The organism is Primorskyibacter marinus, from assembly GCF_003313245.1.
In the GTDB taxonomy this organism is placed as follows: Bacteria; Pseudomonadota; Alphaproteobacteria; order Rhodobacterales; family Rhodobacteraceae; genus Primorskyibacter; species Primorskyibacter marinus.
In genome coordinates this window covers 310602-330217 of the sequence record NZ_QJSD01000001.1, presented here as the reverse complement: position 1 = coordinate 330217, position 19616 = coordinate 310602, and the positions used below count along the sequence as shown (strand labels likewise).

General features: G+C 60.1%; 20 protein-coding genes. 10 read left to right on the top strand and 10 right to left on the bottom strand.

The annotated features are described in order from the left end of the window. Position 1 precedes the first annotated feature (1 nt). Both DMZ65_RS01575 and DMZ65_RS01570 read left to right on the top strand, forming a co-directional pair. On the top strand, positions 2 to 1198 hold the full coding sequence (locus DMZ65_RS01575) for an RSP_2647 family RNA methyltransferase (protein WP_116597139.1): 1197 nt from the start codon (positions 2 to 4) through the stop codon (positions 1196 to 1198). After that, positions 1195 to 1737, top strand: a complete 543-nt coding sequence (locus DMZ65_RS01570; protein ID WP_116597138.1) for an RSP_2648 family PIN domain-containing protein — start codon at positions 1195 to 1197, stop codon at positions 1735 to 1737. The genes DMZ65_RS01575 and DMZ65_RS01570 overlap by 4 nt, the downstream gene beginning before the upstream one ends. Positions 1738 to 1907: 170 nt before the next feature. On the opposite strand, the gene DMZ65_RS01565 is transcribed toward DMZ65_RS01570, so the two are convergent. The 8 genes from DMZ65_RS01565 to DMZ65_RS01530 form a co-directional block, all read right to left on the bottom strand. Continuing rightward, positions 1908 to 2591: a M48 family metalloprotease gene (locus DMZ65_RS01565; protein ID WP_116597137.1), complete on the bottom strand. Its 684-nt coding sequence runs from the start codon at positions 2589 to 2591 to the stop codon at positions 1908 to 1910. 61 nt (positions 2592 to 2652) lie between these two features. Further along, positions 2653 to 3081, bottom strand: coding sequence for an OsmC family protein (locus DMZ65_RS01560; protein ID WP_269801524.1), 429 nt, complete (start codon positions 3079 to 3081; stop codon positions 2653 to 2655). Between the two features lie 87 nt (positions 3082 to 3168). Next, positions 3169 to 4353, bottom strand: coding sequence for a vWA domain-containing protein (locus DMZ65_RS01555; protein ID WP_116597136.1), 1185 nt, complete (start codon positions 4351 to 4353; stop codon positions 3169 to 3171). Between the two features lie 6 nt (positions 4354 to 4359). After that, on the bottom strand, positions 4360 to 4527 hold the full coding sequence (locus DMZ65_RS01550; protein WP_116597135.1) for an apolipoprotein acyltransferase: 168 nt from the start codon (positions 4525 to 4527) through the stop codon (positions 4360 to 4362). After that, a complete protein-coding gene (locus DMZ65_RS01545; RefSeq protein ID WP_116597134.1) occupies positions 4524 to 5891 on the bottom strand; it encodes a DUF2927 domain-containing protein in 1368 nt (455 codons plus the stop codon). The genes DMZ65_RS01550 and DMZ65_RS01545 overlap by 4 nt, the downstream gene beginning before the upstream one ends. Beyond that, on the bottom strand, positions 5891 to 6346 hold the full coding sequence (locus DMZ65_RS01540) for a GNAT family N-acetyltransferase (RefSeq protein ID WP_116597559.1): 456 nt from the start codon (positions 6344 to 6346) through the stop codon (positions 5891 to 5893). The genes DMZ65_RS01545 and DMZ65_RS01540 overlap by 1 nt, the downstream gene beginning before the upstream one ends. A gap of 273 nt (positions 6347 to 6619) precedes the next feature. Next, positions 6620 to 7513, bottom strand: a complete 894-nt coding sequence (locus DMZ65_RS01535) for an AEC family transporter (RefSeq protein WP_116597133.1) — start codon at positions 7511 to 7513, stop codon at positions 6620 to 6622. A gap of 119 nt (positions 7514 to 7632) precedes the next feature. Further along, positions 7633 to 8472 carry an AAA family ATPase gene (locus tag DMZ65_RS01530; protein ID WP_116597132.1) on the bottom strand — a complete coding sequence of 280 codons (840 nt, stop codon included), beginning with the start codon at positions 8470 to 8472 and terminating at the stop codon, positions 7633 to 7635. A gap of 181 nt (positions 8473 to 8653) precedes the next feature. Here DMZ65_RS01530 and dksA point away from each other — a divergent pair, with 181 nt between their 5' ends. Both dksA and DMZ65_RS01520 read left to right on the top strand, forming a co-directional pair. Further along, complete coding sequence (gene dksA / locus DMZ65_RS01525) at positions 8654 to 9076, top strand: RNA polymerase-binding protein DksA (protein ID WP_084349835.1); 423 nt, start codon at positions 8654 to 8656, stop codon at positions 9074 to 9076. Between the two features lie 75 nt (positions 9077 to 9151). Continuing rightward, positions 9152 to 10333, top strand: coding sequence for an FAD-dependent monooxygenase (locus tag DMZ65_RS01520; protein ID WP_116597131.1), 1182 nt, complete (start codon positions 9152 to 9154; stop codon positions 10331 to 10333). Positions 10334 to 10401: 68 nt separating this feature from the next. On the opposite strand, the gene xth is transcribed toward DMZ65_RS01520, so the two are convergent. Next, positions 10402 to 11181: an exodeoxyribonuclease III gene (gene xth / locus DMZ65_RS01515; protein ID WP_116597130.1), complete on the bottom strand. Its 780-nt coding sequence runs from the start codon at positions 11179 to 11181 to the stop codon at positions 10402 to 10404. A 385-nt stretch (positions 11182 to 11566) separates the two neighbouring features. Between xth and DMZ65_RS01510 the strand changes: the two genes are divergently transcribed. Genes DMZ65_RS01510 through DMZ65_RS01500 form a run of 3 tightly spaced genes read left to right on the top strand, consistent with a single transcriptional unit; the run spans position 11567 to position 14279 of the window. Beyond that, the gene (locus tag DMZ65_RS01510; RefSeq protein ID WP_198662601.1) at positions 11567 to 12223 is read left to right on the top strand and encodes a DUF6749 family protein; all 657 of its coding nucleotides are present in this window, start codon (positions 11567 to 11569) and stop codon (positions 12221 to 12223) included. 56 nt (positions 12224 to 12279) lie between these two features. Beyond that, entirely contained in the window at positions 12280 to 13362 is a 1083-nt protein-coding gene (locus tag DMZ65_RS01505) for a DUF6902 family protein (protein WP_116597129.1), read from the top strand. Further along, positions 13359 to 14279 carry a DMT family transporter gene (locus tag DMZ65_RS01500; protein ID WP_116597128.1) on the top strand — a complete coding sequence of 307 codons (921 nt, stop codon included), beginning with the start codon at positions 13359 to 13361 and terminating at the stop codon, positions 14277 to 14279. Before DMZ65_RS01505 ends, DMZ65_RS01500 begins: the two co-directional genes overlap by 4 nt. On the opposite strand, the gene DMZ65_RS01495 is transcribed toward DMZ65_RS01500, so the two are convergent. After that, positions 14247 to 14570, bottom strand: coding sequence for a HesB/IscA family protein (locus DMZ65_RS01495; protein WP_084350279.1), 324 nt, complete (start codon positions 14568 to 14570; stop codon positions 14247 to 14249). The two genes, DMZ65_RS01500 and DMZ65_RS01495, sit on opposite strands and share 33 nt — an antisense overlap. A gap of 77 nt (positions 14571 to 14647) precedes the next feature. Here DMZ65_RS01495 and DMZ65_RS01490 point away from each other — a divergent pair, with 77 nt between their 5' ends. The 3 genes from DMZ65_RS01490 (at position 14648) to argS (ending at position 19567) form a co-directional block, all read left to right on the top strand. Then, positions 14648 to 15811 carry a deoxyguanosinetriphosphate triphosphohydrolase gene (locus DMZ65_RS01490; protein ID WP_116597127.1) on the top strand — a complete coding sequence of 388 codons (1164 nt, stop codon included), beginning with the start codon at positions 14648 to 14650 and terminating at the stop codon, positions 15809 to 15811. A 107-nt stretch (positions 15812 to 15918) separates the two neighbouring features. Continuing rightward, positions 15919 to 17769: a cation:proton antiporter gene (locus DMZ65_RS01485; protein ID WP_116597558.1), complete on the top strand. Its 1851-nt coding sequence runs from the start codon at positions 15919 to 15921 to the stop codon at positions 17767 to 17769. A 52-nt stretch (positions 17770 to 17821) separates the two neighbouring features. After that, positions 17822 to 19567: an arginine--tRNA ligase gene (gene argS, locus DMZ65_RS01480; protein ID WP_116597126.1), complete on the top strand. Its 1746-nt coding sequence runs from the start codon at positions 17822 to 17824 to the stop codon at positions 19565 to 19567. Positions 19568 to 19616: the final 49 nt, after the last annotated feature.

Sequence of the window (19616 nt, the reverse complement as noted above, 5' to 3'; positions counted from 1 at the left end):
CATGACATTGCCCACATTGCCCGTAATCCGCCTTCGTCCCAACGCCAACGTCCGCGCGATCCGTCGCGGCGCGCCTTGGGTTTTTGCCAATGAAACCGTGCTTGACCGCCGGACCAAGGCGCTTGCGCCCGGAACCATCGCGGTGCTGGAGGATGCCGAGCGCGCGCCTCTGGCGATGGTCGCGGTCAATCCCGCGTCAAAAATCATCGCCCGGATTCTGGGGCTAGCCGATGGTCCGATGCCGGATGTCGACTGGTTCGTAGCACGGCTGACACGCGCGTTGGAGTTGCGGATCCGGTTGTTCGATGCTCCGTTCTACCGCCTTGTCCATGCAGAAGCGGACGGCCTGCCGGGCGTCATCATCGACCGGTTCGGCGATACTTGCGTGATTCAACCCAATGCCGCATGGGCGGACCTGCTTCTGGACGATCTGGCCGCAGCCTTGGTGCGCGTGACGGGTGCCACTTGCGTCCTCAAAAGCTCTGGTGGACGCGGCAGACAGCTGGAGGGTCTGGACGATGTCAATGCCGTGTTGCGCGGCTCCGCGCCAGACGCCGCGGTTCCGGTCGAGATGAACGGAGCCACTTATATGGCCGACCTCACCGGCGGGCAGAAGACCGGGCTTTTCTATGACCAACGTCCAAATCACGCCATGGCCGCGCGCCTGTGCCACGACGCACGGGTTCTGGATGTGTTCAGCCATGTTGGCGGCTTTGCTCTGGCAGGGCTGGCAGGCGGTGCGGCCTCTGCGTTGGCTGTTGACGCCTCGGCCCCGGCATTGGCATTGGCCGCCGAAGGGGCAGAACGCATGGGCGCTTCGGACCGGTTCGCAACGCGGCGTGGGGACGCGTTTGAGACGCTCGCAGCATTGGCGGCAGAGGCTGAACGGTTTGATGTGGTGATCTGTGATCCACCCGCATTTGCGCCCAGCAAGCCCACATTGGAGGCCGGGCTGCGCGCCTATGAGCGCATTGCACGTCTGTCGGCGGGGCTTGTGGAAGAGGGCGGCTATCTGGTGCTGTGTTCATGCTCCCACGCCGCTGATCTAGAGAAATTTACCGGTGCCTGCCTGCGCGGTATCGGACGCGCCGGACGGCGGCCGGTTTTGCTGCATACCGGCTTTGCCGGGCCGGACCATCCGCAACTGCCGCAGATGATCGAAAGCGGCTATCTCAAGGCGTTGGTTTTCCGCCTGTGAGGGTGCTGATCGACGCCTGTGTGCTCTACCCCACGGTGATGCGGGAAATGGTTCTGGGCGTCGCGGCTCAGGGTGTCTTCGCGCCACAATGGTCGACGCGATTGCTGGAAGAATGGGCGCTTGCCGCGCGGAAACTGGGGCCCGAAGGCGAGGCACTGGCGCGTGGTGAAATCGCGCTCTTGCAAGCTGCGTGGCCGCGGGCCGAGGTGAAGGTGCCTGAAGGTCTGATGCGCCGGTTATGGTTGCCCGATCCAAATGACATACATGTTCTGGCAGCGGCGATTGCAGGCTCGGCGGATGTTATCCTGACGATGAACGCCAAAGATTTTCCTCGTGGTTTATTGGCCGAAGAAGGTCTGTCCCGCGCCGATCCGGACGGGTTTCTGCTTGGCTGTTTCGAGGCGGAAGCAGAGCCGGTTCGCAAGGTGGCCGACGCCGTGCTGGCCGAGGCCTGCCGGTTGTCCGGGGAAGAATGGGATACGCGTCGTTTGTTCAAGAAAGCCCGTTTGCCGCGGCTGGGTAAAGCGTTGGCGGCTTGACCGGAGCGACGGGTCTTTTCCAGAGCCGGGAATCGGGCGCTTTGTGACGCGGTTTGCAAGGTAGACGGATGCGGTGATCTTGATGAATGGCCGAAGCGAGGGGCCAGCCCCTCGCGCTCCCCGGAGTATTTTTGCCAAGAAGAAGATGCAGACGGGCCGGGCGCGTGTTGTCAGCTTTGCCAGCGCGATGACAGGGTTTGGATGGCGGCGATGCGTTCGGGTGTTTTCGGGTGGCTCATCAGCCAGGCAGGGGCCGCGCCGGAACGCGCTGCGGTAAGCGCATCCAGTTTTTCAAAAAGCGAGATTTGCGGGGCTGTGCCGATGCCGGTTTTGGTCAGTAGGGCAGCAGCATAGGCATCTGCTTCGTATTCGTCGCCCCGGCTGAGACGCGCGGCGAGCAGGCTGGTCAGGGCATTTGCGATCAGCACGCCGACACCGGGCAGGAAACGGCTGAGAACCATCGCCAAGGCAGTGCGCAGGGCGTTCTGGCCGGAAAAATCGATCATTCTGCGACGCGAATGTCCAAGGGCGACATGGCCAAGCTCATGCGCGATGACCGAAGCGATTTCTTCGGCTGTGACCTCGCCGGATTGATATTTCCGGTAAAAACCTCGGGTGATGAAGATACGCCCGTCCGGGGCGGCCAGACCGTTGACGGGGTCGATTTCATAGATATGAACGCGAATACGCTTTAGATCAAGCGCGGCTGCCAAGCGGTCCGTTATCGCCTTGAGACGCGAGTCCGCCAATTCTGTGGACTTCGCGTCAAGCTCTTTGCGGGTGCGCCACGCCGAGAAATGGTACATCGCGAACGCGTAGAGCAAGGCAAGAAGGATCGGGGTGAACTTCAGCATAGACCTGATATGGGGCGCGCGCGCCCTTGCGGCAAGCGTCAAATGGCGCGCGCGTCAGGTCTTAGATCAGTTTTGCGTCCAGCGTGATCTCGGTGCCTTTGAACAGTTTGGAAATGGGACAGCCTTCTTTCGCGGCATTGGCGGCCGTGTTGAAGGCGGCTTCGTCCAGATCGGGGATCTTTGCCGTCATCTCCAGATGTACTTTCTTGACTGCAAACCCGTCGCCATCCTTGTCGAGCGAGACTGTGGCGGTGGTCTTGATCTCGTCAGCTGTGGCACCGTGATCTGCAAGAACCAGCGACAGAGCCATCGAGAAACAACTGGCATGTGCGGCCCCGATCAGTTCTTCGGGATTGGTGCCGGGCTGGCCGTCGAAACGGGTGTTGAAACCGTAGGGCTGATCGTCAAGCGCGCCGGATTCAGTCGAGACGTGACCCTTGCCGCTTTTCAGATCTCCGGACCATTTGGCGGATCCTTTTTTGGTAATCATCAGTACGCTCCTTCTTTGGTAAATCGTTTGCAGTCGCAAGTTCAACGCCCCGAAGCGCGATACCGTTCCAGCGAGCGGCGGATTTGTTCAGCGCGTCAGGCTGCGCATCCCGCGTTCCAGGCCTTCAAGCGTCATCGGCACCATGTTGTCCTCGAATATTTCGCGGATCATCGAGATGGAATGCGTGTAGTCCCATTGCCTTTGCGGCACGGGGTTGAGCCAGAGGTTGGAGGGCCATTGTTCGCGCGCGCGCGCCAGCCAGGTCTGACCGGATTCGGCATTCCAGTGTTCGTTGGCACCGCCGGGATAGGCGATTTCGTAGGGGGACATCGAGGCATCCCCGACAAAGATGCATTTGTAGTCCGACCCGTAGGTGCGCAGCACCTCCTGCGTTGGGGTCTGGGCGTTCCAGCGGCGGCGATTGTCACGCCAGACGCCCTCATACAGGCAGTTATGGAAGTAGAAATATTCCATATGCTTGAATTCGGCACGCGCTGCGCTGAACAGCTCTTCCACGACGCGGATATGCGCATCCATGCTGCCGCCCACATCAAGAAACAGCAGCACCTTGACCGCGTTGCGGCGTTCCGGGCGGGTTTGCACGTCCAGATAGCCATGCTCGGCCGTGGAGCGGATGGTGCCATCAAGGTCGAGTTCGTCGGCCGCGCCGTCGCGTGCCCATTGGCGCAGGCGTTTCAGGGCGACCTTGATGTTGCGGGTGCCCAGCTCGATCGACCCGTCGAGATTGCGAAACTCGCGTTTATCCCAGACCTTGACCGCGCGCTGATGGCGCGATTTGTCCTGACCGATGCGCACACCTTCGGGGTTATAACCATGTGCGCCGAAGGGCGAGGTGCCGCCGGTCCCGATCCATTTGTTGCCACCCTGATGACGGCCCTGCTGCTCTTTCAGGCGTTCGCGCAGCGTCTCCATCAGCTTGTCGAAGCCGCCTAGCGCTTCGATCTCGGCACGTTCCTCGGGCGTCAGATGTTTTTCCGCCCGCTTTTCCAGCCAGTCGGCGGGCAGGTCCACGGCTTCAAGCACCTGATCGAGGGTGATGTTTTCCAGCCCTTCGAAGGCGGCAGCGAATGCGCGGTCGAACTTGTCTATATTGCGCTCATCCTTCACCATCGCGCTGCGAGCGAGATAGTAGAAACCTTCGACATCATAGGTCGCAAGACCCGCCTTCATCGCCTCCAGAAAGGTCAGGTATTCGCGCAGGGAGACCGGTACGCCCGCGTCCCGCAATTTTTCAAAGAACGGAACGAACATGGGGCGCTATACGATAAAACGGTCGAGCAGCAGCGTCAGCACCAAGCCGACAAGCGCAAAGGCGATGAAGTAAACGACGGCGTATTGCGCAATATCCGCAGCCGCACCCTTGCGCCGTTTTGCGGTCATCCCGCCAATGACCGCGCCGATAATGCCAAAGATGATGTAGATCATGATCCGCCCGTGTTATTCTTCAGCGGGTTGAGCGCGCTGATTTCATACATCTTCGCGCGCACTGCCCAATCTTCTCCGAACCCGTATCGCGCCCAGCCCAGACTGTCCAGTCGCTCCGCCTGTGCCTCGGCGGTGCGGCCCCGAAGGTCCAGTGCTTCAACGCGCAGCAACATCAGGGTGGACAGAAGGGCGGCATTTTCGTGGCGTGCCGCCGTGTCGAAATGGGGGGCGAGAAGGGCCAGAGCGCGTTTGCCGTTGGCGTTGGCAACCGCGTGGGCCGCAAGCTGTGCGGCGACATAGGCGCGGTGCAGCGCTGTTTGTGGGGTTCGGGCATAGTAGCGATCCGCCAGCTTGAACTGTTCCAAGGCTTCCTTTGCATCGACATCCAGCAACAGGCGCCCCATTGCGAAATGTGAAAACGCGCGGCGGTGATCGGTCCAGCGCAGGTTGCCGGCGATCTTCACCGCCTCTGCGCCCGCGTCCCGACGTTCGGTCGGGGAGGCACCGGGACCAAGGGCGGTCTCGATAGCCGCGATCCAGCTGCGCGGCGTGGGCGGCAGGTATCGAGGTGCGCGGTTCTTTCCGCGAGGATTGAGCGTTGCCAAGATGCCTGGCAGCTCTGCCGCTACCTCCTCGCGGGTCATGCCGTTGCGCAGGGTCGGGTGATAATAGGTCCGCAGGATCAGCATGTCATGCGCTGTCAGGATGGTGTGGACATTGTCATCATTGAACACTGAATCCGGCAGGCGATAAAGGTCATTCAACGGCCCAATCGCCTGTGCCAGCTCTTCATGCAGGCAGTCGCGGATCTCTTGCGGGCTGACATCGTTGGGCACGAAAATCGCAAGGCGCTCACGGCGTTTCAGGCGGCTCCAGTTGATCTTGGTGCTGTGCTTCATGCGGCGGTATTGGGCCAGTGAAGTCACGTTCGGTGCCACGAAACACGCCGCTGTCGGCAAGGCGCGTTGGATGTCGCTCCGCGGCACGGCCTGAATGGTGATGTCCGCCGATGACCGGTTGGTGGTTGAAATGTCCAGCCCGGCCTCGCTGCGCAACCGATACAGGAGGCGGCCCAGATCGCCGCCCAAAGAGGCCGACGGAGCCCCTGTGATGCGGATGCGGATCGGGCCTTCGAACCGGGTCAGCACCGGCAATTCGCGACCCGACTCAAGCTGAAAGCTCAGATCCAGAAAATCCCGCGCAAGATCGGCATTGGACAGCGCGGGCAGGGACTGGGGCTTAGCGACGAAGCGCGCCACCGGCGGGAACGTTTCGTTTTGTACAGCGGCATTTACAGGCGTGTCACCGGGCAATGGGACGCAGCCTGACAGCGCGATCAGCACCGGCAGGAGAACATGGCGCATTACGGACGCTGATACTTGATGAAGGGGGTCAGCTGTCCGACCTTGTCGTAAAGTTTCCGCGCCGAATGGTTGAAATCCTGCGTCAGCCAATACACGGACGGCGCGCCCGCAGCGTCGGCTTTCGCATAGACGGCTTCTATCAATGCGCGGCCAATTCCAATGCCCCGCACAGACGGATCTGCGTAAAGGTCCTGAAGATAGCAGACATTTTCGACTTTCCAGCCGTGACGATGAAATAGGTAGTGCACAAGCCCCACCGGCGTGCCGTCAAGGACAGCGAGCATTCCGTTGAAATCGCGCGGATCATCGCCCAGAAGCCGCGCGAAACTGCTCGCATAGACTTCTTCGGACACCTTTGCCTCGTAATATTCAAGATAGCCGGTCCAAAGGCGCCGCCATTCGGATTCGTCCGAAATGTGCAAGGCACGCACCGATACCTGCTTGTGTTGAGTCATGTCTGCCTGCCTGCTCGACCGGATGTATTGGATCATCCGTGATTTTGTCTGCCCAATATTGCAGGCAGTATAGAACGAGTTTTTCAATCTTGCATATGATGGTGGAACGGGATGAGCGGAATTTTGTCGGCAAAGGTCGGTTTTGCGACAGCTGCCACAGGCATGACGTCGCGCAATGGCTCTGACGACTGTCGGCCTGCGCAGTTGCCTGACAGCGTTGGCAAAGCGTCACGCGCCCCGGACCTGATCCGGGGCCTTGTGCCAGCCAGACCCTCATGCAAGCCATGACAAGGAGAGCAGTGACAGGATACTGGTCCAGATCACCACCGGCGCAATGATATCGGTGCGGATGCCGTGCAACATCGCCAGCGAAAAGGCCATCGCCCCCGAAGGACCGGCGGCCGTCAGCACCAAAAGCGGTTGCCACGCGGTGTCGGCCTGCCAGAGTGTCAGCGTCAGCCAGACAAGCAGCGGAAACCCCAGCAGCTTCAACCCGCTTATGCCGAGGATCACCGGCGACGGCGTCAACGCGTGCCGGGACAGGATCACACCCAGGGCCAGCAAGGTGAGCGGTGCCGCGCCAGCACCTGCGAAACGCGCGGCCGTCAAAATCGGCTCTGGCAGGGACAGAGCAGCCAGGTTGACGATGGCCCCAAGCAGAATGGCGATGAGGACCGGGTTGCCAGCGACGCGGCGCAGCGCACCTTCGGACCGACCGGCCATGACGTCCGTGGTGATGATGAAGAACGCAAAGGAAAAGGCGGAATCCCAGGCGACGATGGCGGTGATCGGAAGGGCTGCGGCCTCGCCATATATCAGGAAGGAGATCGGCCAGATATAGAGCAATGTGTTCACGAAGACGACGCACATTGCCAGCAGCCAGGATTCCAGGTGCTCACGGCCAAATAATCGACGCGCCGCCAGATACGCCAGCGTGAACGCGATTGCTTGACACAATGCGTAGCCGGCAAGGGCAGCGAAATCGAACTGGTGAAAATCCACGCCTGCGATCAGCGGAAAGATCAGCGCCGGTTGCAGCACGAGAAAGGCGACCCGGTTGAGGGTGCGGGCCTCTTCAAAACTGATCCGGCCCGTGCGTCCGAGAACGAAACCCAATGCCAGCATCGAGAAGACCGGCAGAATGTTGTGGGTCAGGACGTGGAGCACTTATGCCTCGGCGGGCAACCGGACGCCCCGGCTGCCTGCGGCAGCGGCCCGCCCTCCAGCCACGCCGACTATTCTTTGCCGCGCTCTCAAGAAAAACGAAGTGGCCGGGATTAACAGGTTCATCTTTGACCGCGCGCCATGAAGGCAAGACGCTCGAACAGATGCACGTCCTGTTCGTTCTTCAAGAGTGCGCCGTGCAATCTGGGAAGGGCGTTGGTGCCGTCACGCTTGAGGTCTTCGGGCCCAAGGTCTTCGGCCAGAAGCAATTTGAGCCAGTCGAGCACCTCGGATGTTGACGGTTTCTTCTTCAGCCCCGGCTGATCGCGCAACTCGTAGAATTGCGTCAAGGCCGTTGTCAGAAGCGCGTCCTTGATTGCGGGATGGTGGACCTCGACGATCTTGCGCAGCGTTTCGGGGTCGGGAAAACGGATATAGTGAAAAAAGCAGCGCCGCAGGAAGGCGTCGGGCAGCTCTTTTTCGTTGTTCGAGGTAATGATGACAATCGGGCGGTGGCGCGCGCGAATGGTCTCTCCGGTCTCGTAGACGTGAAATTCCATCCGGTCGAGCTCTTGCAGCAGATCGTTGGGAAACTCGATATCGGCCTTGTCGACCTCGTCAATCAGCAGCACGACTTTCCTGTCGGTCTCGAACGCCTGCCACAGTTTGCCCTTGCGGATATAGTTGGCCACGTCATGCACGCGCTCTTCGCCCAGCTGGCTGTCGCGCAACCGGCTGACCGCGTCGTATTCATAAAGCCCCTGTTGCGCCTTGGTGGTGGATTTAATGTTCCACTCAATGATCTCCAACCCCAGCGCATCCGCGACCTGACGGGCCAGTTCCGTCTTGCCGGTTCCGGGTTCTCCCTTGACCAGAAGGGGACGTTCAAGTGTGACCGCGGCGTTCACCGCCATGGTCAGATCATCGGTTGCGACATAGTCGCGTGTGCCTTTGAATTTCATGTGTTCCCGCCTGTTGGGCCTGCGTTTGGTCGGCACCTTATCGTGGCCATAATTTCACCGCAACGCGATGCTATTGTGTAGTGACAAGCATTGGGGGTTGCGGTAAGTGCTGCGCGCAGAGGGGTGCCAGATGTCTGAAAATGTTAACTACTCAGATAATGGTCTGCATGAGGGAGCGAAGATGAAAGTGGAATCCTTTCTTCCCGACAATTATCAGCCGGCCGAAGATGAACCATTCATGAACGAACGCCAGCTTGAGTATTTTCGTGTGAAATTACTTGGTTGGAAAAATGATCTTCTCGCTGATACTCGGGACACGATCGAAGGTTTGCAGGACGGTACGCGAAACATTCCCGATGTGGCCGATCGCGCCAGTGAAGAAACCGACCGCGCGTTGGAGCTTCGCACGCGGGATCGCCAGCGCAAGCTGGTTGCCAAGATCGACTCGGCATTGCGCCGCATCGACGAGGGCGAGTTCGGGTATTGCGAAGTGACCGGCGAGCCGATTAGCCTGAAACGGCTGGACGCACGTCCGATTGCGACGATGAGTCTGGAAGCACAAGAGCGTCACGAACGGCGTGAGAAAGTTCACCGCGACGACTGAGGTCGGGGTGTGATTTTGTAGTTTAGAAAGCGCCGGGGCTGTTGCTCCGGCGTTTTTTCATCGATAGCTGGGCGCATGACGATTCAGGGCAGCAAAATCGCAATTGTTGGGGGCGGCATCGGCGGGCTTGCTGCGGCCCTGGCCTTGCGTGCGAAAGGTGCTGAGGTTTGCGTGTTTGAGCAAGCCGAGGCGCTAAGTGAAGTCGGGGCTGGCTTGCAGGTCTCTCCCAATGGGATGCGCGTGTTGGAAGCGCTTGGTGTGGCGGAGGCGCTAACGGTCCGGTCGATGCAAGCCCGCGCCATTTCACTGCGTGATTTTCGTAGAAGTAACGAAGTGCTCCGGGTCGATCTTAAAGCTTTGCCTGAAGATGAAAGCTATTGGTTCGTGCATCGGGCCGATCTGATCTCTGTTCTGGCCGAGGCGGCACAAGATGCTGGGGTTATACTGCGCACGAACCAACGTGTGACTGGTGTGATCGGGGCCGCTGGAACGGGTCTGACCTTCGCCAATGGCAGCGATTTCGCCTGTGATCTCGCCGTTGGTGCGGATGGAATCAACTCCATCTTACGCCCGGTGCTGAATGGCGTCTCTGCACCATTCTTCACTGGACAGGTCGCGTGGCGCGCTGTGATCGACAATACGATTTGCCATCCGCCGCATGCGCGTGTCCACATGGGGCCGGGACGTCATGTCGTCACCTATCCGCTACGGGATGGGCAGGCCCTGAACATCGTGGCCGTTCAGGAACGGCGTGAATGGGCGGCCGAAGGCTGGAGCCATCCGGACGATCCGGTCAATTTGAAGCGCGCATTTGCGGGGTTCGACGCGGAGGTTCATCAGATATTGGCGCAGGTCCAAGAGCCGATCCTGTGGGGCCTTTTCCGCCACCCGGTGGCTGCGGTGTGGGCACAAGAGGGCGTCGTACTATTGGGGGACGCAGCGCATCCAACGCTGCCTTTCCTGGCACAGGGGGCCAATATGGCGCTGGAAGATGCGTGGGTTCTGGCGGATGCGCTCGACGCTCCGGGTCCGCTGGCAGATCGCCTTGCCAATTATCAGGCGCGGAGATTGCCGCGGGTCCGGCGGGTGGTCGATGCCGCCAGTGCCAATGCGCGGAATTATCATCTGAAACCCGGACCGGTGCGTTTTGCGGCGCATCTCGGCCTGCGGGCGTTGGGGCGGTTCAGTCCGGATTTCATGTTGCGCCGTTTCGACTGGCTCTATCGTCACGATGTCACAAAAGATGGGCGGGTCTGATCCAGCGGAGTGCGCGTTCCGCGCACACTGAATGCGTGATTGGCACCCGGACGCACCGGTTTGCCCGACTAATTGTCGAGTTCAATCCAGACCGGGACGTGATCTGACGGTTTTTCGCGGCCGCGCAGGTCTTTCTCGATCCAGCAGCCTGTCATCAGGTCGGCGCAGCCAGGCGTCAGCAGAAAATGGTCGATGCGGATGCCGTTATTCTTGTTCCAGGCGCCGGCCTGATAATCCCAGAAACTGTAATGGCCCGGCCCCTGTGTCGTGGCGCGGAATGCCTCGGTGAAGCCGAGATTCAGGATGCGGCGAAAGGCGTCCCGGCTCTGTGGCAAGAAGAGGGCGTCTTCTTCCCAGGCTGCGGGGCGGGCCGCGTCCTCGGCTTGTGGGATGACGTTGTAATCCCCTGCCATGAGGGCCGGCATTTCTGCGTCCAGAAGCGCCTGTGCGCGGGTTTGCAGGCGTTTCATCCAATTGAGTTTATAGTCATATTTGGGGCCGGGCGCGGGGTTTCCGTTGGGCAGGTAAAGCCCGCAAAGCCTGATCGCCGTCTTGCCGATCACCGTCGCTTCGATCCAGCGGGCCTGTGCGTCATCGTCATCGCCGGGCAGCCCGCGGCTGATATCTTCGAGCGGGAGTTTCGACAGAATGGCGACGCCGTTGAAGCCTTTTTGCCCATGCGTTTCCACCTGATAACCGAGATCTTCCAGAGGTTCGCGGGGAAAGCCGTCGTCCACGGATTTGATCTCTTGCAGCAGCGCGACGTCAGGCCGGGATTCACTTAACCAATCGGTCAAGGCCGTCATGCGCGCCTTGACGCCGTTGATGTTGAATGTGGCAATTTTCATGGCGTGACCTTCCGCGAATTACCCCTCTATCCCGCACCTGCGCATGGCACGCAAGGCGTGTTGCGATCTGGCGTCATATTTGACGCCAGTTGGAGTCGGCCTGCGACGCAAATGGGTCAGGTGCCGAGAATCCGTTCCTGATGCTGACCGATTCGCGATACGATTCGGCCAAATGAATGCTCAAAATCACGAATTTATCAGCCAGATCGAAAAAAATTTGGGACAGTCAGGACCGCAGTTTTCCGGATTTGTATCAGATTTCTACCTATCAGAGTTAATGTGGATAAGTCTGTGGGTATGCAAGCATAGCAAGAAAAGGGGCTATGAAGTTCAATTTTCCCGTGCAAGCGTTAAGGGGCAAATTCTGCTCAAACGGAGAGACAAAATGACTGCCTCAACAAACTTCAAAATCGCCGAAGCCTTTGAAACAAAAGATACATTCGAAGAAAGCATCCACGATGGCGAGGCCACTGCGCTGTTCACTTCCGGCTCTGCCCCAGCAGGTGCCGATGCGTTTTTGGGCGATGCCGCTGACTTGTTCACCTCGGGCTCTGCACCCGTGACATCCGAAGCATTCGCCGGTGAAGCGACCGGTCTTTTCACATCCGGTTCTGCACCCGCAACGTCCTCGGCAGCCCTGGTCGGCGAAGCGGTTGAAATGTTCACCTCGGGTTCCGCCCCTGTGACCAGCGATGCGACAACCGGCGATGCGGTCGAGATGTTCACTTCGGGTTCCGCTCCGGTGACCAGCGACGCGACAACCGGCGATGCGGTCGAGATGTTCACTTCGGGTTCCGCCCCTTTGACCAGCGACGCGACAACCGGCGATGCGGTCGAGATGTTCACTTCGGGTTCCGCCCCTGTGACCAGCGATGCGACAACCGGTGATGCGGTCGAGATGTTCACTTCGGGTTCCGCTCCGGTGACCAGCGACGCGACAACCGGTGACGCGGTCGAGATGTACACCTCGGGTTCCGCCCCTGTGGCCGACGCCCGTATCACGGACGGCGAAGCCACCGCGCTCTTCACCTCGGGTTCGTAAGCCAAACCCAAACCGGGACGAAGCGCCAGCGGGCGCATAGACAAAGGAAATAAACCATGTCCAATGTTGTTCATCTGCGCGCTTCGTCCCAGTTTCAGCCTCAGGAGGCGCGGAATGCCGCGCTCCTGGCCTGCTTCGCCGAGCACCGTCGTTTTGGCGATGACGTGTTCTGGCTGAAGGAGAACGCGGAAATTCTTAACATTTTGGAAACTTCTGGTGCGGAAGTCGGAAATGGCGCGTTCGAGGCGCATGAAAACTTCTACGGAACTGTTGAAAAGCGCCTTGGGTTCTTTCCGCAGTATTATCGCTTCCTTCTGTCAATCACGCTGGACCTGGAAGCGTTGGGAATGAAAGGCGACAAGGCCGCACAACTGGTGAAATGGGCCGATGATCAAGGGCTGGCGCAGGCTGAACTGTCAGATCTGCAACGTCTGGAGGCCCGTCGGTTGATGATGCGCCGCGGCGTCGATCCGCTGCCACAGGATACCACGCTGGAGGATCGGACGCGCGCCTTCACGCAACGTCCCGCGACCTTCGCGTTGCCAAACAAGAAAGCCGCGTATGAACTGACGCATATCATTTTCTACCTCAGCGAATACGGACGCCGCGACCCAGAGTTGGCACCCGAAACGCTGACCAGCCTGCACTATGCCGGGTTGCTGGCCTTCATCGACCAGAATGCCGATCTTCTGGCAGAGGTCTGCGTGGCGATGCGCTTTGCCGGTCAGACGCCACCCAGCGTCTGGGAAGCCTGGCTTGACCGCGAGACCAATCTTTATGGGCTAACCGCCGCCGAGGATGTGTCGATCGCGGACGATTACCATGAATTCCTTGTCTGCAACTGGCATCAGGCCATCGTGGGGGGGCGCGCCTTCAACAAACCTGTAGAGCATGGGCGTATGCGGTTTGACCGTGGCACGCACCGCGCCGGACCGTTGCGCGAACTTTCGGAATGCATATACCAACTGGACGATCAACGCTCGGGCGATTGGCATGTGATGCGCGATCTGGTCAATGACACCCTGTCCGAGGATGCGCGTTTCGTGCTGGAGGCGGCCGAAACGTCGTCGGATCAGTTTGCCGGGTTCTTCGAGGGCTTTGCCCGCGCCGGAACCGCGAGCGCCGGACCTGCGCTATGAAAGGCGGGGTCGCAGTTGGGGCCGGGCTTGTTGCACTTTATACGCTGATGATCTCGTCCGCGGACGGGATCACCAAGCTGATCGCAGGCAGTTATGCTGCGCCACAACTGTTTGTCCTGTCCTCGGCAATCGTGATGGCGCTGTCCATCGGCTTCACCCGGCTGTCGTCCGGGCGGGGCCGTTTGCGCGAAGGGCTGCGGACATCCGCGCCGCGCGCCATGGCGATCCGCTCTGGCTTGACCGTGCTGGCCTGTATTGCGTTTTTCAACGCGTTTCGGGATCTGCCACTCGCGGATGTTTTCCTGTTTATCGGCCTGATGCCGATTATCGCCGGGCTGCTGAGTGGCCCTGTCCTGGGCGAGCCGGTGCGACCGCAGGTCTGGGCCGCGCTGGTTGCCGGGGTGATCGGTATGCTGTGCCTGATGCCAGGTGGAATACACGGGGTCAGCACTGGCCATCTTTGGGCGCTGACCGCAGCTGTGAGCGGGACCGGATCAATGGTGGCCGCGCGCTATATCGGGCGGTTTGAAACCAACGCGCTGGCGCAGGTCTTCTATCCCAACCTGGCGATCTTCGCGGCCATGTCGCTGGCGCTGCCCTTCGTCATCGCCCCGATGGGGCTGGCGGATCTGGGCTGGGCCGGGGCCTATGCGGTCTTTCTGTTCGCCGCACGGTGGGTCGTGGTGATCGCACTTCGCCTGTTGCCTGCCTATGTGGCGACGCCGTTGATGAATCTGCAATTTGTCTGGATGGTCGTCATTGGCGCGCTGTTTTTCGATGAACTGCCAAGCGTCGGCACGTTGCTTGGGGTCGGGATCGTCATCGCGTCGGGCGTCTGGCTGCTTTACGATCAGATCGGGATGGCAGCGAAGGCACCACAGCCCTCACATGGAAAAGCTCGTCCCGCATCCGCATGAACTGGAGGCGTTCGGATTTTCGATAACGAACCGGGCACCGATCAGCTCTTCTGTGAAATCTATCACGGCGTTGGACAGAAATGGCAGTGACACGGAATCCACCACAACCCGTTCGCCATTGCCTTCCAGCACCAGATCGTCGTCGGCGGGAGCGTCCAGCTTGATCTCATATTGAAAGCCGGAACAGCCGCCGCCCTCGACCGCGACGCGCAGGGCCTGACCCTGGCCGGCGGCACCAATTTCCGACAGGCGCTCGAACGCGCGTTCCGTAACCTTTGGGGGCAATTGCATCATATCCTCGGCGTTTCCATTTCCGCGTCTGTCAGTATATATGGGCGACAAGGACAGGCGACAAGGATTACAGGCAAATGCGTGCCCCATATGCCTCCGATCCGGCAAACAGCAAGGGACGGCTGTATCCGGAGGAGGAAAGCACTTTCCGCTCATGCTTTCAGCGTGATCGCGACAGGATCATTCATTCCAGCGCCTTTCGGCGTCTGAAACACAAGACACAGGTCTTTGTGGAGCATGAGGGTGACTTCTATCGCACCCGACTGACTCATTCCATCGAAGTGGCACAGGTCGCACGAACCATTGCCGGTGTGCTGGGCCTGAACAGCGAGCTGACAGAGGCCGTGGCGCTGGCGCATGACCTTGGTCACACGCCGTTCGGCCATACTGGGGAAGAGGCGCTTGCCGATCTGATGCAGGAGTACGGCGGGTTCGACCATAACGCTCAGGCCATTCGCATCGTGACCGCGCTGGAACGGCATTATGCCGAATTCGACGGGTTGAACCTTAGCTGGGAAGCCCTTGAAGGGATTGCAAAACACAACGGCCCGGTTGCGTCGCTTGGCGCGGGTGGAAAGCTGGTGGGAGAGATCCCATATGCGCTGGCAGCCTATAACCAGCGGCACGATCTGGAACTGCACACCCATGCCAGCGCCGAGGCACAGGTCGCCGCGTTGGCTGACGATATTGCCTATAATAACCATGACTTGCACGACGGTCTTCGCGCAGAGCTTTTCTCGACCGATGAACTTGCCGACCTGCCGATCCTGCACGATTGTTTCGCGGCAGTGGACAAGAAATATCCCGGTCTCAATTACTACCGCCGTCGGCATGAGGCGCTGCGACGGTTCTTCGGCGTGCTGGTCGAGGACGTGATCGGCGTCGCCAATGCCAATCTGGCCCAGTTGCAGCCGCAATCGGTGGATGACATTCGCGCGGCAGGACGGATGATGATCCGCTTCACCCCGGCAGTTTGGGCGGACCTCAAGGTCACACGAAAATTTCTGTTTCATCGGATGTACCGCGCGCCGGAAGTCGTGGAAATGCGCAAGCAGGTCACACAAGTTGTGCGCGACCTTTTCCCGCTGTTCATCTCGCGTCCGGATCTGTTGCCGAAACAATGGCGTAAGGACGTGGCCGAGGCGCAGGACGAAACCACCTTGGCGCGGCTGGTATCGGACTATATTGCTGGAATGACCGACCGGTTTGCCCTTCAGGAGCATGAGCGATTGTTCTCCTGAAAGTCTTTTGTTGCGTTTCAGTGGGCTTCTCGGCGGTGATAGGTAAATGCAAACAGCACCGTTTGCGGTCGATTTGATCGTTTTTCGGGTGAACGAAGGGACGAATGATGGCGACACCCGCAGATGGCGCTTTGACGCCGGTGACGGCTTTTGCACTGGTCGGCGCGCTTGGTGTGGGCTCGCAATGGTTGGCCTGGAAGCTGCGGCTGCCTGCCATCGTGCTTATGCTGGCGGCGGGACTGTTGATCGGGCCGGTGCTGGGTGTTTTCGATCCGGTGCGCGATATTGGCCCGCTGATGACACCGATGATTTCCATTGCAGTGGCCATCATCCTGTTCGAAGGCGGCTTGACGCTGAATATCCATTCGCTGGTCGGTGCCGCCGAAGGGGTACGACGACTCGTGGTGCTGGGCGCTCCATTGGGTTGGCTGACTTCGACTCTGGCGCTGCATTACGTTGCGGGGCTGGGTTGGGGCAGTGCGGCGGTGTTCGGTGGTATCCTGATTGTCACCGGACCTACCGTCATCGCACCGCTTTTGCGCACGGCACGGCTACAACGTCGCCCCTCGGCGCTGCTGCAATGGGAGGCGATCGTCAACGACCCCGTGGGGGCCTTGGCCGCCGTGCTGGCATTCGAGGTTCTTGTCGTCACGCAAAGCGATCTGGAGGCGGGTCATGCAATCTGGGAGCTGGTGCGCGGCATCGGGTTTGCAACGTTAATCGGTGTTGCCGCCGGTTGGGGCATCTCGCAAAGTTTCAAACGTGGAAAAGTGCCGGAATACATGAAGGTGCCGGTGCTTTTTGCGCTGCTTCTGGGCACATTCGCGCTGGCCGACACCATGTTGCACGAATCCGGCCTGCTGGCGGTGACGATCATGGGCATCTGGATCGCCAATGCCGATTTGCCATCCTATGCAGAGATGCGGCGGTTCAAGGAGCATGCCACCATTCTGCTCGTGTCGGGTGTGTTCATCCTTCTGGCCGCGAGCATGAACCTGGACACGCTTTCGGTGCTGACCTGGCGCGCGGGGCTTTTCGTTGTGGTCATCATCGTCTTGGCGCGGCCTGTTTCGGTCCTGTTGGCGCTGTCCTTCACCAAGGTGCCGTGGAAGGAACGTCTGCTGGTGGCATTCACCGGGCCGCGCGGTGTTGTGCTGGTGGCCGTGGCGGGGCTGTTCGGCGAACGCATCACGGCGCTGGGGATGGAGGACGGTGCCATCATTGCGCCGCTTGCCTTTGTCATCGTGACGGCAACCGTGGTGCTGCACGGGTTCACGCTGGCACCGCTTGCACGGCTTCTGGGGCTGACGGCGGCAGGCCAGCCGGGCGTGGTGATCGTCGGCGGATCGCCCTTTGCGAAGGCCATGGCAGAGGTGCTGGACAAGCTCGATGTGCCGGTGCTGATTTCGGATTACAATCTCGCACGACTGCGCGCCGCGCGAAACGCCGGCGTCAAGACGTTCTACGGCGACATTCTGTCGGAAACGGCGGAATTCGGTCTGGACCTGATCGGCTATGAAAAGGTTATCGCCGCGACCGATAATGATGCCTACAACACTTTGGTGGCCACCGACCTTGCGCCGGAATACGGTCGGGAGAACGTGTTCCAGCTGCGACGCGACAATCCTGAAACCGGCCGTCACAGCCTACCCTCGACGCTGGGGGGCAAACGCTTTGTCGGCGGGCTGACCTATGGGGAACTGCAACAGAAAATCCGCGAAGGTTGGCAACTGCGCAGCACGCGGCTGAGCGACGAATTCACCATCGAAAACTTCCGCGACCGCAACCCCGACGGCATCCTTGTCGGCGAATTGCAGGACCGCAATGGCTTGCGGATTTTCGAGGTTAATCCCGATGAGGCACCCGAACCCAGCAAGGAAGCGCGGCTGATCCATCTTTCCCCGAAATCAGAGACGGCCTCGCGCCCCGCCGAGGATGAAGCCGCTGCGCAGGATTGACCTCGGGAACAAAGATGCTAGACCCACGCCGCCCCGTTAAGGAAAGTACGGTATGAACCTGTTTGCCGATATCCGCGCGCTTGTGAACGAAGCGCTTGCCTCGATGGCCGCCGAAGGCATGTTGCCCGAGGGGCTGGATCTTGCCAATGTCACGGTCGAGCCGCCCCGTGATCCGGCCCATGGTGACATGGCGACCAATGCCGCGATGGTGCTTGCCAAGCCGGCGCGTCTGAAGCCGCGCGATATTGCTGAAGCACTGGCCGCAAAGCTGACCGATGATCCGCGCATTGCCTCTGCCGAAGTGGCGGGGCCGGGCTTTCTGAATCTGCGGCTGGATGTATCGGTCTGGCAATCCGTGCCCAAGGCGGTGCTGACTGCCGGAACCGAATTCGGCCGGTCCCAGATGGGGCAGGGGCAAAAGGTCAATGTCGAATATGTCAGCGCCAACCCCACCGGTCCCTTGCATGTCGGCCACACGCGGGGCGCGGTCTTCGGGGATGCGCTTGCCAGTCTGCTGGCCTATTCCGGCCATGAGGTGACACGCGAATACTATGTCAACGATGGCGGCGCACAGGTCGATGTTCTGGCGCGGTCGGTCTATCTTCGGTATCTCGAAGCGCATGGGCAGGAGGTCGAGTTTCCGGACGGCACTTACCCCGGTGATTACCTCGTGGATGTCGGCGAGGCGCTGAAAGCGAAGGTTGGCGACGCCTATATCGGCAAGGGCGAAGAGGTCTGGCTGTCCGAAATCCGCGAATTTTCGACCGAAGCCATGATGAACCTGATCCGCGCCGACCTGAAAATGCTGGGCGTCGAGATGGACAGTTTCTTCTCGGAGAAATCGCTATACGGCACCGGGCTGATCGAGGCGGCGATCGCCGATCTGGACGCCAAGGGGCTGATCTATCGCGGCACGCTGGAGCCGCCCAAAGGCAAGGTGCCCGACGATTGGGAGCCGCGCGAACAGACGCTGTTCCGGTCCACGGCGCATGGCGACGATGTTGATCGTCCGATCAAGAAATCGGATGGCGGCTGGACCTATTTCGCGCCCGACATCGCTTATCATTATAACAAGGTGACCAGAGGCTTCGACGCGCTTATCGACGTGTTCGGTGCCGACCATGGTGGCTATGTCAAGCGCATGAAGGCGGCGGTTTCTGCGCTGTCGGAAGGTCGTGTGCCGCTGGATGTGAAGCTGACGCAGCTGGTCAAGCTGTACAAGAATGGCAAGCCGTTCAAGATGTCGAAGCGGGCAGGGACGTTTGTCACCCTGCGCGATGTGGTCGAACAGGTCGGCCCGGACGTGACCCGCTTTGTCATGCTGACGCGCAAGAATGACGCCACGCTGGATTTCGACTTTGACAAGGTGTTGGAGCAAAGTCGCGAGAACCCGGTTTTCTACGTTCAATACGCCCATGCGCGGATCTGTTCGGTGTTGCGCAAAGCGGTAGAGGCCGGAATTGCGGTCGATGATGCCACATTGGCAGGCACCGACCTGTCCGGCCTGACGCACCCGTCGGAATTGGCTGTTGCAAAGAAGTTGGCCGAATGGCCGCGCCTGGTGGAAATTGCCGCGCGCACGCACGAGCCGCACCGCGTGGCCTTTTATCTCTACGATCTGGCATCGGACCTGCATGCGCTGTGGAACCGGGGCAACGAAGAGCCGTCGCTGCGTTTTCTGCAAGATGACGATGCCGCCACCAGCCAGTCGAAAATCGCGCTGGCGCGGGCCGTTACGGTTGTTATTTCCGCCGGTCTTGGTATCTTGGGCGTAGCACCGGCCGAAGAGATGCGATGACAAAATCGCGCCATGGCCGGGTGAGGCAGTGCAAGTAATCCGCGGATCG